This is a genomic window from Ruegeria sp. CDSA193 (genome assembly GCF_059611885.1).
The window spans coordinates 123,466-136,027 of record NZ_JBXWPN010000003.1 but is presented as its reverse complement, the minus strand read 5'-3'; the positions used below and the strand labels follow the sequence as shown (position 1 = coordinate 136,027).

Sequence of the window (12,562 nt, the reverse complement as noted above, 5' to 3'; positions counted from 1 at the left end):
TGATCGCAACTCGCACTTTGCCAACTCTTGTCTCATGACTGACCGTGATCTGGGAGGGCGACTCTTGGTCAACGATCTGTGCTGCATCCAGTTCAGATTCTGACGTCAAGCCAATCTCGCGAAACATGCATAAGCGGTCGCGGACACTACTTGCTTTTCCAATAGTTCAAATCGGAACGTCCACTTTCCTATTTTTGGCGTACAAGTACTTCACTTGCAGAGAGATATACACAGCTCTGGGTCGAGAGCCTGAGCCTGGCTAGGGGCACAGCGTCGGTGAACCCTATTGGCCGCTAAGTCCCGCAACCCGGTCATTCACCAGTCTTCACCCAACGTCCGCTTTCATCTAAACCGAGCAACCCCTTGCATCTAAATAAAGAAGCAACTGCAGGAGTTTGATCCATGAAGTACCTGTCTGCCCTCGGCGTTCTCGCCGGGGGTTTTCTTTTGCACCCACCGCCCAAGGCTGTCCTGACGACGATCCGGCATCGTTGCCATAACCGTCGCTGTGTGAACCCGCGTCATCTGACCATCGGTGACCGCCGTGATAACCTTGAGGATGAGCGTGACCGGCAGGCGAACGGGGTCGATTGGGATATGCTATAGACCTGTGGCTATGCAGAAATCTCGACTTCGGAACAGCTAACCCGCTCCTCCCGCAACGTGGGAGGGGCACCCCCGCAGAACCCGCTATGATTGTTAACGGGTGGTTCGGGTGGCTGGGGCATAAACGGGGCATTTCTCGGAGGGTTTAGCCCCAAGAGCCTGTTGTCGTTCTATGATCTGATGAACTGGCTGGGGTGGTAGGATTCGAACCTACGATACACAGTACCAAAAACTGCTGCCTTACCACTTGGCTACACCCCAACGGTGAGGCGCTATCTACGATTGTTGTTGGTAGGGTTCAAGAGCTTTCAGGTAAAAAATTAGGCCAGTTATAAAAAAAATTCAGAGCATCTTTCACGGGTCATGTTAGCAGCACCTCTTCCTGCCAGAAGGTGTTGAACATGGTTTGACGGCAACGGCTGTGAATTGGCCCTTCCGCCAATGAAGCATGACTCTGCGGACAGATGTTGAACGGCTGGGCCGGGCGAGGATTCGTCTGGCAGGCGGACAGGAAGCAGGTTTTCGATTGGTTTAACGAGGGCGAGTGGCAGTCGCGAATGTGGTCTTTCTGGCGCTGCACTCCTTTGTTGCGCCTCCTGCTTACGTAGGGCGGCCCAATGCCGAAGCAGATAACAAGAATAAGCAAGTTCGAGAGTGGCGGATCGGGAACTTCATTGCCGGTTGCTCTGAGATCAGCGCTACTCGCGAATCTCTGAGGGATCGACGCCCCAAAGGTTGGATTTCAGGGCCCAGCCACGATAGCCACCTGCAGAGATGCGACACCACTCGATCGTGCAGGTTCCAAGCCGCGCGACAACGCCGGTTTCAAACCGCGCACTGACCTGCGAGTTTGGGTCCGGGTTGGAATAGACCGGCAGCAAGTCGGATTCGATCAGTACTGTGCGCACGCCAGACAACAAGGCGTAATGGACCCACCCCCCTGCGCCATCGCGGTCCTGAACCTTTCTCCAGTTGCCATATTCCGCTGTCACCTGCAAAGGCATCCCACGCCGTTTGAACACCCAGTCGATTCGATGCGACAGGGATGGTCCTCTGCGCACGTTTCCCTCGGCCGCTTTCATGGAAACATACCGTGGCAAAGGCAGATTCGTGACCTGGCCGCGCTTATCCTGTGCGCTGGCCACTAAGGGACCAAGCACAAGCATAATTACTGAAAAAAGCGCCAGAATCCGGCGATTTACTGGTAGGAGAACACTCACTGACAGTCTGCTCTTATGCCTGTTAATTTTGCTTCGAAAAAAGGTTGGATCAATGCCCAGGGGTTCTTGTGCCCCGCCTTATCCTGCGCCACGATGCCATGACGCGCGAAAGTTTGCAAAGCAGTGGGAGTACACAGGTGCCTAGAGAACGTCTGAGTGTTGTCGTTACGCGACGGTTGCCCGAGGCTGTTGAAACCCGATTGAGCGAGCTTTTCGATGTCCGGTTGCGTGCGGACGACGCACCCATGACCCGAGAAGAGCTTGTAGCGGCCGTACAAGAAGCGGATGTACTTGTACCAACGGTTACAGACTCGATTGATGGCGGGTTGCTGGGGCAGGCGGGTGAAAGGCTGCGACTGATCGCCAACTATGGGGCCGGGGTTGACAATATCGATGTCGCAACCGCCCGTCAGCGCGGCATCCTTGTGTCGAATACGCCCGGTGTGCTGACCGACGATACTGCGGATATGACCATGGCGCTGATATTGGCCGTGACCCGCCGCATCCCCGAGGGGCTGTCCGTCATGCAAAAGGGGGACTGGCAAGGATGGTCACCCAACGCGTTGCTGGGTGGGCGGATCGGTGGGCGGCGTCTTGGCATTTTGGGGATGGGCCGGATTGGTCAGGCGGTTGCCCGTCGTGCCAGTGCCTTCGGAATGCAGATACATTACCACAACCGTCGTAGGTTGAGGCCGGAGACAGAGCAAGAGCTTGAGGCGACCTATTGGGAAAGCCTTGATCAGATGGTCGCGCGGATGGATGTGATCTCGGTAAACTGCCCGTCTACGCCTTCGACTTTCCACCTGATGAATGCCCGGCGGCTAAAGCTGATGAAGCCCAGTGCAGTGCTCGTCAATACGTCACGTGGCGAAGTGGTCGATGAAAACGCGCTAACCCGCCAAATCCGGTCAGGCGATATAGCAGGTGCAGGTCTTGACGTTTATGAACACGGAACGAAGGTGAACCCTCGCTTACGGCAGTTGCCGAACGTGGTTCTGTTGCCGCATATGGGATCTGCCACGCTTGAGGGGCGGATCGAAATGGGCGAAAAAGTTATCATAAATATCAAGACATTCGAAGACGGCCACCGACCACCGGACCAGGTTGTTCCGTCCATGTTATAGTACGCGGCTTGGTGGCCGGACGATACAAAGTCAATTTTTCAGGAGGATACTATGAAACGAAGTCTGATTTCGGGATTGCTTTTGGCAACCATGACCTTTGCCGGGCCGTTGGCCTCTCAGGAAGCTGCGGATGCGGTTGCACCTGAGGGTGGTACTGACGGGCAGGTTCAAGGCCTGACCGCAGAAGTCATAGCCTCACTCGAAGCGAAATTGGCCGGTGAACCCGTGACGTCGCAGAACTGGATGGTGGCCGCGGCCAACCCTCTGGCGGTTGAGGCTGGGGCCAAGGTGCTACGGGCAGGCGGTTCGGCGGCTGATGCGATGGTTGCCGTGCAGGTTGTACTTGGTTTGGTCGAGCCGCAATCCTCAGGCCTTGGTGGTGGTGCATTTCTGGTCTGGTATGATGCGGCCTCTGGCAAGTTGACAACACTGGACGGACGTGAAGCCGCCCCGCTTGAGGCCACCCATCGTCTGTTTCAGGACGAGAATGGCGAACCGCTGAAATTCTTTGATGCGGTTGTCGGGGGACTTTCCGTCGGCACACCCGGCACCCCGGCTTTGTTGGAAGAGGCGCATCGCCGCTGGGGCCGCAGCCCGTGGCCCGGCCTGTTTTCTGACGGCATTAATTTGGCTGATGAGGGTTTTTTGGTTTCCCCTCGATTGGCCAGCCTTGTTGAGAGTGACGCGGAACGCCTGTCGCGATTTCCCGAGACAGCCGCGTATTTCCTGCCGGATGGACAGCCGCTTGCACAAGGGCAGCGGTTGACGAACCCGGCCTATGCGGAAACGCTGCGCATCATGGCTGCGGAAGGATCGGCTGGATTCTACGGAGGAGAGATTGCCGCCGGGATCGTCAGCGCGGTTCGCAACGCGCCTGGGAATCCGGGCGTGCTGTCTGGTACAGATCTGGCGCTTTATCAGGTCATCGAACGTGACCCCGTCTGCGCCACCTACCGCGTTTATGAAGTCTGCGGAATGGGCCCGCCATCCTCAGGGGCGCTGACGGTCGGGCAGATCCTGGGCATGTTGAACGGCTATGATCTGGCAGCGTCAGGCCCCGAAGATATCAGATCCTGGCGGCTGATCGGGGATGCTTCGCGTTTGGCTTTTGCCGACCGTGGGCGCTATATGGCTGACCATGATTTTGTCCCGATGCCGACACAGGGGCTGGTCGATCCTGCCTATTTGTCCGAACGGGGCGCGTTGCTGAGCGGTGAGGCCGCATTGATCGACGCCGGTCCGGGGAATCCCGAATTTGACCATGCCTCGAACTGGGCGGATGATATCTCGCTGGAACTTCCGTCGACCTCGCATATTTCGATCGTGGACCAGTATGGCAATGTGCTGTCCATGACCACGACGATCGAAAACGGCTTTGGATCGCGGCTGATGACCAACGGGTTCTTGCTGAACAATGAGCTGACAGATTTCTCGTTCAAAACCCACAGTGATGGCGTTCCGATTGCCAACCGTCTGGAACCGGGCAAGCGTCCGCGCTCATCTATGAGTCCGACCATTGTGATGCAGGACGGTGCACCGGTTCTGGCCATCGGGTCGCCGGGCGGAAGCCGGATTATCGGCTATGTCGCCAAGTCGATCATCGCCTGGGCAGATTGGGATATGGATGTGCAACAGGCCTTGGCACTGCCGCATCTGGTCAATCGTTTCGGCACGTTCGACGTGGAACAGGGCACCGGGGCCGAAGGGCTTTCGGATGCGCTGACCGAACTTGGCTATGAGGTCAACGCGCGTGATCTGACATCAGGTCTTCATGCCATCGAGATCGGGGACATGCTGACAGGCGGTGCCGATCCGCGACGTGAGGGCATTGCGCTGGGCGAATAGTCTAGCGGCCAGTCAGAAAGGGAAAGCATGGTGCAGGCAAAGTCGCTTCGGCGAAACGAGGCGGGGATTGAAACGGTCGTCGGCATTCTGAAACAGCAATTCGGCGACCGTTTGCAAACGAGTCAGGCGATCCGCGAGCAGCACGGGCATACGACCACATGGATCGAAAACCAGCCCCCTGATGCGGTGGTGTTTCCGCATTCGACCCAGGAAGTCTCGGAAATCGTCAAGGCCTGCGCCACGCATAAGGTCCCTGTGATTGCCTTTGGCACCGGAACCTCGCTGGAAGGGCATGTGAACGCGCCAGCCGGTGGCATTTCGGTCGATCTGTCTCAGATGAACAAGGTACTGGCCGTTCATTCCGATGATTTGGATTGTGTCGTGCAACCAGGTGTAACGCGAGAGGAGCTGAATACTCATCTGCGTGATCAGGGTCTGTTCTTTCCGATTGATCCCGGTGCGAACGCCTCGCTGGGCGGTATGGCGGCGACCCGTGCTTCGGGAACCAATGCGGTGCGCTATGGCACGATGAAGGACAATATCCTTAGCCTTGAGGCCGTGATGCCGGACGGGCAAATCATCCGAACCGGGCAGCGGGCCAGAAAGTCGTCGGCCGGGTATGACTTGACCCGCCTGATGGTAGGCGCAGAGGGCACGCTGGGCATCATCACAGAACTCACTCTGCGTCTGCAAGGCATCCCCGAAGCGATCACCTCGGCGCGTTGTGTGTTTCCTTCTGTCGACGCGGCATGTCAGGCTGTAATGATGACGATCCAGTACGGCGTTCCTGTGGCCCGGATCGAGTTGTTGGACGAGGTGTCGGTGAAGGCCGCAAACGCCTATTCGGGACTGGCCTTACCGGAAACCCCGCTTTTGCTGTTGGAGTTTCATGGATCAACTGGTGGTGCGGTCGAGCAGGCTGAGACATTTGGTCAGATCGCCGAAGAGTTCGGCGGCACAGATTTCGCGGCCACTTCGACAACCGAAGAACGCAACAAACTCTGGCAGGCACGCCATGATATGTATTGGGCCAGCTTGCAGTTGCGCCCCGGTGCGCGGGGCATATCAACCGATGTTTGCGTACCGATCTCGCGACTGGCAGAATGCGTGACTGCGACCCGGAACAAGGCCAAGGAACTTGGGCTTTTGGCGCCGATTGTCGGGCATGTAGGGGACGGTAATTTTCACACCTTGCTGTTGATCGATATGGAAAACGCCGACGAAGTGGCCAAGGCGGACGGGTTTGTTGGGTGGTTGAATGACCTTGCGATCGAGATGGAGGGAACCTGTACCGGGGAACATGGGATCGGGCAAGGAAAGCGGTCATACCTGGCCAAGGAGCTAGGGGCAGCGCTGACCTTTATGGAGGCGGTGAAAAAGGCGCTTGATCCCGACAATATCATGAACCCGGGAAAAATATTTCCGGCTCGGGACGGGTAAAAACCGCGCGGATTATTCCGTATCTAGGCCACAAGGATGCCTCAATTTTCAAAGATTCTGCGCGAAATAAGCAGTGAATGAATATTGAGGTAATTTGATGGACGCGTTGCGGCTGATCGGGTTTGCGCTGATTGTTGGATTGGTTGTCGCCGGGCTGGATTACTACCAGCAGGATAAGAAACACGAAGGTACGCTGTCGGCAAACGGCTATGTGGAAACGCTCAAAACGCGGTTCGCCCTTTATCATGAAGAACTGGATGCCGAAGCGGCAGAACGCGACCGCCAGAAGCGTTGGCGCGCAGGGGGCAAGCCCTATATGCCGGTCCCGGATTCAGAGCTTTCGCGTCGGGCAATAATGGACAGTGACTTCACGCTCGATGCGCGTGAAGGGGGGGGCTTGAAATCAGTCAGCGAGGCAGCGCGCCCGCTTGCCAGTAAGGTGGCTGTTCAAAAAGCTGAAATACAGGCAAAAAAACTGGATAAGGCAAGCTGGGTTTATGAAAAGGCTGGTCACACTTACTGGATTGAGATCAAACTGCGGCAGGAGGCTTCCGCGGATTCACTTGCGGGCAATATCGCAAGATCGATCGACTCGATGGATTTCGGCGCCAGCAACTATGCTCCGTTCGGTGTGATCGGGGGCGTTGCCTATTTTCAGTTCGTCGAAGCTGAGTACAGCCCGATCCATCTCGATGTCCGTAAAGTCTGGTCGATGATCACTGCCAAAGTGACGGATCTGACTCAGCCGGTTGGGTTCCAGATCTATACGGGCACCCTGGGTCTGGGTGAGGAAATACGTGTTGAGATGTACACGGATGCCCCGGAGCAGGATGTGCGCATATTCCTCAGCCAGCTTGACTATGATGGGATGAACGCGTTGCTTAGCCGGCCGGTGCCTGGTGTAGGAAACGAGGCGGTTACCGACCCAGATGGCGGCATTGAGCGCGCCTTGCAAATGGCCGAAGTCCGGGCCGAGTTCACCCGGCTGCGCAGCGAGATTGCTCAGTTGCGGATCGAAAACATCAACGGGTTGGCCTTGCTTGCCAATACAATGGCGGCACAACACGGGTTGCCATCTGATACTTTCGATCTGACGGCAAACAATATCCAATCCCCGGATGATTTGATCCAGATCGGGTATCGCAAAGGGTTGGCTGGCCTGGAAATTGAAAACGCAGATGCGGATGGTTCTGGTGGCAGTGTTTTTGGGCGACTTTTCGGGAAGCTAACGGGTGGGTCGGAAGAAAAAGAGGTCGAACCGAAAAGCTCGAGCGGTTTGTTCGGCGGCCTGAAGTCGTTTTTTAAAGGTTCAGAAACTGCCGATGTTTCTGGGAAACGTGTGAACGAAGCATCCGAGATTCGTGTGAACAAGGGTGGAGCAGGTTCTTCGGGCAAATGCGCCTTCAAAGATGCACGCAAGACCTGCTCGCTGTCTGGCGGCTGAGAAAGTTCAAAACTTTTAGGAAAAACGACCCCCGGATGTCTGAGGGTCGTTTTTTTTATATCACTGGTCGGATGAATGTCGCGCGGTGGGCGCTGATTGCGCCATATGGTGGCAACAGATTCCAAGGGGAGACACCCGGCTATGAAAACCCAAGTCAAAGCACTGGTCGTTGGCGGCGGCGCCGTCGGCACTTCGATTGCCTATCATCTGGCCAAGGCAGGCTGGGAGGATGTCATGCTGATCGAGCGGGACGAACTGACATCAGGCTCGACCTGGCATGCGGCGGGTTTGCTGCCGCTGTTCAACATGTCCTATGCGACCACGCATATCCACAAATACTCGGTCGATTTCTACAAGCAGCTTGAGGATGAGACCGGCCTGAACGCGGGTTTCGCCGTGGTTGGCAACCTGCGCATGGCGCAGACCCAGGAGCGCATGGACGAATACATGCTGTACGCGTCCACCGCCGAAACCTGTGACGTTGCCTATGAATGGCTGACTCCGGACCAGATCAAGGAACGCTGGCCGCTGATCGAGACCTCGGACCTGAAGGGCGCGATATATCACACCGAGGACGGCTATATTAACCCAGCAGACGTGACACAGGCGATGGCCAAGGGTGCGCGTCAACGCGGTGTTGAGATCGTTCGCAAGCTGCAGGCCGATGCCTTCCATTGGAATGGCACTCATTGGGAAGTCACCTGCACCAAAATGGTCGAGAAGGGCGGTAACCTCATTCCGTCGGATGAGCAGGTGGTTATCACCGCCGAGCATGTCGTGACCGCATCGGGCAACCACGCACAGCGGACCGCGAAAATGCTGGGTATCAAGATGCCTGCGATCCCGGTCGAACACACCTTCATCGTCATGGACAAAGACCCTGAGCTGGTCAAATGGCGTGAAGCGGGCAACCCCGAACACCCTGTTGTCCGCGATGCCGACAACGAATCCTACGCACGCGAGGAACGCGGCGGCTGGATTTTGGGGATCTATGAACATGGTGCGCCGGCGCAGTTCGAACACGGCGTGCCGGACAGCTTCCGTGCTGATCTGTTCCCGCTCGATCTCGACCGGATTGCAGACCAGTATATGGCAATGGCCGAGCGCGTGCCGTCCTGTGCCGAATCCGGCTTGAAAGACGATTTCAACGGCCCGATCTGCTACACGCCCGACGGCAACCCGCTGGTTGGTCCGGCTCCGGGTCTGCGCAACATGTGGCTGGCCGAGGGGTTCTCGTTCGGTATCACCGCCGCAGGCGGCACCGGCTATTATCTGGCGCAGATGATGGTCGACGGCGAAGCCGAGATCGACATGGCTTCGCTGGACCCCAAACGTTACTCGTCGAACTGGATGACCACCGAGTTTGCGGCACGCAAGAATGAAGAGTGCTATGAGCACGTCTATATCCTGCACCACCCCGATGAAGAACGTGCTGCCTGCCGCCCGCTGCGGACTGTTCCGGCCTATGACCGTCAGAAAGCGCGTGGCGCACAGTTTGGCTGGGTTAACGGCTGGGAGCGCCCGAACTACTTTGGTCCGCTGGATGCACCCGAAAACTTCGACCATGATGCCCGCTCGTTCCGCCGCGGTGGCTGGTGGCAGCATGCCGTTGACGAAGCAAAGGCGATCCGCGAAGGCGTTGGCCTGATCGACGCATCGGCCTTCACAAAGCATGTCGTCAAAGGCCCCGGTGCGACCCAGTTCCTGGATTGGTTCACCTGCAACAAGCTGCCCAAGGTCGGTCGTATCAACCTGACCTACGCGCTGACCTCGCACGGTACCACCCGCACCGAATACACCATCGTCCGTAACGGTGAGAACAACTACTACATCGTCTCTGCCGGTGCCTGGACTGAGTACGACGCCGATTACCTGCGCAAGGCGGCCGAGGACAAGATGGAGGAGTTCGGTTACATCGAGATCCAGGATGTGACCACTCAGTGGGGCGTTTTTGCCATTGCCGGACCCAAATCGCGGGACGTTCTGAAAGAGGTCATCAAAGACGCCGATCCGGAAACCGCACTGTCCAACAAGCGCTTCCCATGGCTGTCGGCCCGTCAGATCGAACTGGGCATGTGCCCGGTCAACGCGATCCGCGTGGCCTATACCGGTGAGCTTGGCTGGGAACTGCACCACCCGATTGAAATGCAGAACTACCTGTTCGACCTGCTGGAAAAAGCGGGTGAGAAGCATGGCATGAAGCTGGTCGGCGCACGCGCCCAGAACTGGCTGCGTCAGGAGAAATCCTATCGTGCCTTCGGCACCGAACTGGGCCGCGACGCGACCCCGCTGGAAGCCGACCTGCCACGCTTTGTTGACCTGTCCAAGGACTTCTATGGCAAGACCAAGCTGGAAGAGACCGGCGTGCGCGTGAAATGCTGCACCCTGCTGATCGACGGACCGGAGGATGCCGATCCGTGGGGCCGTGAAGTGTTGTATACGCCGGAAGGTGAACGCGTCGGTCGTCTGACTTCGGGTGGCTATTCAGTAGCCTTCGAGAAATCCATCGGCATGGGCTATGTGAAGCCCGATCTGGCGGTGGAAGGCACCAAGCTGAAGGTCAAGCTTCAGGACAAATTGTGGGATGCGGTCGTCACCTGCGACAGCCCCTATGATCCGAAAAACGAAACCATCCGCAAGGACGGCTGATCTGGATAAGAACGGCGGCACCTTTTTGGTGCCGCCTTCAAATGCCCGCGGCACGCGGGCTTTTTTCATGCACTCAGCTCGTCGAAGCAGTCCAGCGCCTTAGAGGCGTACATCATCGACGGCCCGCCCCCCATCTGAACCGCCATGGACAGAACGTCCGAAACCTCGTCACGCGACGCGCCGGCTTTGATCAAAGCTTCGGTGTGCAGCATGATACAGGGTTCGCATCGGTCCGCTATGGATATGCCAAGAGCGATGAATTCTTTGGTCTTGTAGTCCAGCGTTCCGCCTTGCTTGACCGCCGCGCCAAGCGCACCGAAGGCGCGGGCGGTATCAGGGATTGCGCCGTTCAAATTGCGAAGACCTTTTCGCGTGTCGTTGATCTTTTCCTGCCAGGGCATGCTACATTCCATTTAACATCGTGTGTTTGGAATATGTTTAGTTGGCCTCGGTCGGGCTTTGATCTGGATCAGGTGTCAGATTTTTCCACGATGAAGGCCAGGTTATTTGCAGGCATCTCCGCGACTTCCAGGATTTTCAGGTCGTGATTGGCCAAAAGCTCAGAAACTTCTCCGTCGTTTTTATATCCGATTTCAGCATCCTGCTGGACCAGAGCTGCATGAAATCGTTGATCCCCCGCGCTGGTCAGGCGATTGTTGCGCATGAAGGGACCATAGAGGATCAACCGGCCATTCGCGTTCAGTGCTTGAGCTGCCTCGCCGACAAGCGTTTCCACTTCGGCCCAGCTGATCAGGTGCAAGAGATTGATCAGAACGATCAGATCCCTGCCGCCAAACGGCTGATGCCAACCCTCGATGGTTGCATCCAGAGCGACTGCTTTAGACACATTCGGCAGGCCCGCGGTGTAGGCATTGATGCTGGCCTGCCGTTCGGATTCAACCTCACTGGGTTGCCAATGCATGCTGGGGCGGCATTCGGCAAAGGCTGCGATGTGCTGACCGGTGCCACTTGCCAGTTCCAGCGCTTGTCCGGTCAAAGGGGCGAACCGGTCCAGAAGATCGCACAAAGCCCCGACGTTACGGCTGGCTGCCGGAGCGACCAACTGACCGTTCTCTCCTACAGTCGCGACGCTGGCGTTGGAGGGTAACGGGCGCTTGTTCATCTATGCAACCTGTCTGGTCTCAGAGAGGCGATGGTCGCCGTGTCCAGACTTGATTGGTTGCCGACTGTCAGATCCGCTACCAGTTGGGATGCAGCAGGGGCCGTCTGAAACCCGTAACCGCCCTGACCGGCAGACCAGATAAACGTAGGATCGGTCGGATCGGGCCCCAAAACCAGGCTGCCATCCGGTGCGAAACTGCGCAAGCCCGCCCAGTTGGTTTCGACCCGCGTCACAGGCTCGGTGACCATTGCCTCGTACCGGGCCAAGCCCTCGGCCAGAACCATGTCATCGGCAAACGCATCATGGGCGGCGGTCGGATCGGCATCGGCAGGTGAGACCAGCAATTTGCCCGCGTCGGGTTTAGCATACCAGCTTTCGCCCGCACCCAACATCATGGGCCAGGCGCGCAAGTCATGCCCGCCGGGGGCCGGGATACGGGCCATTGAGCGGCGGCGCGGCTGGATACCAATCGGCGCGATACCGGCCATCGCCGCGATTTCGTCAACCCAGGCGCCGGCTGCATTGACGATGTGTCGTGCCTCAAAGCTCTCGGTGGCCTCGACGATCCAGTGCCTATGTTTGCGAATTGCCGTGACGCTTTGCCGGGTCAGAACGGATCCACCATTCCCACGGATCGTCCGGGCGAAATCCTGCATCATGCGGTCGGTATCTATATCTTGTTCACTGTCGCTGTGCGCCGCGAACCCGACGGTTTCGGGGTTCAGGATCGGGATAAGGGATTGTGCCGCGTCAAAGGAAATCTGTCGGCCGCCAAGTTGATCGGCATCCCGGTGAAACACATCGTGTTGGTCTTTCCCGCCGATCAGAACCCAGCCGCGTGGCGACAGATAGTCATTCGTCTCAAAATGCGCTGCGCTGGCAAGGTTGAGGGCAATAACAGCAGGCGGACCATAGGCGGGTGCAAACATAGCCGCGGACCGGCCTGATGCGTGATAGCCCAGCGCCTCTTCGCCTTCGAGCACGGTGACCTGGCCGCGCTCTGACAACCGCGCGCCCGCGCTAAGCCCGGCAATACCGCCGCCGATAATCAGGAAATCTATCATGTCGCCCCTTTGCTGGCCGCAGTCGTGATTTTCTGACGTCGAATGCG

The 12,562-nt window shown here is 57.5% G+C and carries 10 protein-coding genes and 1 tRNA gene; 6 read left to right on the top strand and 5 right to left on the bottom strand.

What is annotated here, in order from left to right; translation table 11 throughout:
• The first annotated feature begins 402 nt into the window (after nucleotides 1-402).
• Nucleotides 403-606 (top strand): hypothetical protein, encoded by a 204-nt coding sequence (locus tag AC2FLG_RS06135; protein ID WP_496692260.1) that lies wholly within the window; start codon nucleotides 403-405, stop codon nucleotides 604-606.
• A 186-nt stretch (nucleotides 607-792) separates the two neighbouring features.
• On the opposite strand, the gene AC2FLG_RS06130 is transcribed toward AC2FLG_RS06135, so the two are convergent.
• Nucleotides 793-867: transfer RNA gene (locus AC2FLG_RS06130), tRNA-Gln, on the bottom strand.
• A 437-nt stretch (nucleotides 868-1,304) separates the two neighbouring features.
• A complete protein-coding gene (locus tag AC2FLG_RS06125) occupies nucleotides 1,305-1,772 on the bottom strand; it encodes an SH3 domain-containing protein (RefSeq protein WP_282022367.1) in 468 nt (155 codons plus the stop codon).
• 191 nt (nucleotides 1,773-1,963) lie between these two features.
• On the opposite strand from AC2FLG_RS06125, the gene AC2FLG_RS06120 reads away from it, so the two are divergent.
• From AC2FLG_RS06120 to AC2FLG_RS06100, 5 genes are all read left to right on the top strand, one after another.
• The gene (locus AC2FLG_RS06120) at nucleotides 1,964-2,950 is read left to right on the top strand and encodes a 2-hydroxyacid dehydrogenase (RefSeq protein WP_496679414.1); all 987 of its coding nucleotides are present in this window, start codon (nucleotides 1,964-1,966) and stop codon (nucleotides 2,948-2,950) included.
• Between the two features lie 51 nt (nucleotides 2,951-3,001).
• A complete protein-coding gene (ggt, locus tag AC2FLG_RS06115; RefSeq protein ID WP_496705452.1) occupies nucleotides 3,002-4,795 on the top strand; it encodes a gamma-glutamyltransferase in 1,794 nt (597 codons plus the stop codon).
• Between the two features lie 27 nt (nucleotides 4,796-4,822).
• Entirely contained in the window at nucleotides 4,823-6,235 is a 1,413-nt protein-coding gene (locus AC2FLG_RS06110) for an FAD-binding oxidoreductase (RefSeq protein ID WP_496692262.1), read from the top strand.
• A gap of 97 nt (nucleotides 6,236-6,332) precedes the next feature.
• Nucleotides 6,333-7,679, top strand: a complete 1,347-nt coding sequence (locus AC2FLG_RS06105) for a hypothetical protein (protein WP_496703858.1) — start codon at nucleotides 6,333-6,335, stop codon at nucleotides 7,677-7,679.
• A 141-nt stretch (nucleotides 7,680-7,820) separates the two neighbouring features.
• Nucleotides 7,821-10,328 (top strand): GcvT family protein, encoded by a 2,508-nt coding sequence (locus AC2FLG_RS06100; protein WP_496705451.1) that lies wholly within the window; start codon nucleotides 7,821-7,823, stop codon nucleotides 10,326-10,328.
• 65 nt (nucleotides 10,329-10,393) lie between these two features.
• Here AC2FLG_RS06100 and AC2FLG_RS06095 read toward each other — a convergent pair whose 3' ends face one another.
• From AC2FLG_RS06095 to AC2FLG_RS06085, 3 genes are all read right to left on the bottom strand, one after another.
• Complete coding sequence (locus tag AC2FLG_RS06095) at nucleotides 10,394-10,729, bottom strand: carboxymuconolactone decarboxylase family protein (RefSeq protein WP_142638962.1); 336 nt, start codon at nucleotides 10,727-10,729, stop codon at nucleotides 10,394-10,396.
• Nucleotides 10,730-10,797: 68 nt separating this feature from the next.
• Nucleotides 10,798-11,451 (bottom strand): DUF938 domain-containing protein, encoded by a 654-nt coding sequence (locus AC2FLG_RS06090; protein WP_496701149.1) that lies wholly within the window; start codon nucleotides 11,449-11,451, stop codon nucleotides 10,798-10,800.
• Nucleotides 11,448-12,515: an NAD(P)/FAD-dependent oxidoreductase gene (locus tag AC2FLG_RS06085; protein WP_281973636.1), complete on the bottom strand. Its 1,068-nt coding sequence runs from the start codon at nucleotides 12,513-12,515 to the stop codon at nucleotides 11,448-11,450. The genes AC2FLG_RS06090 and AC2FLG_RS06085 overlap by 4 nt, the downstream gene beginning before the upstream one ends.
• Between the last annotated feature and the right edge of the window lie 47 nt (nucleotides 12,516-12,562).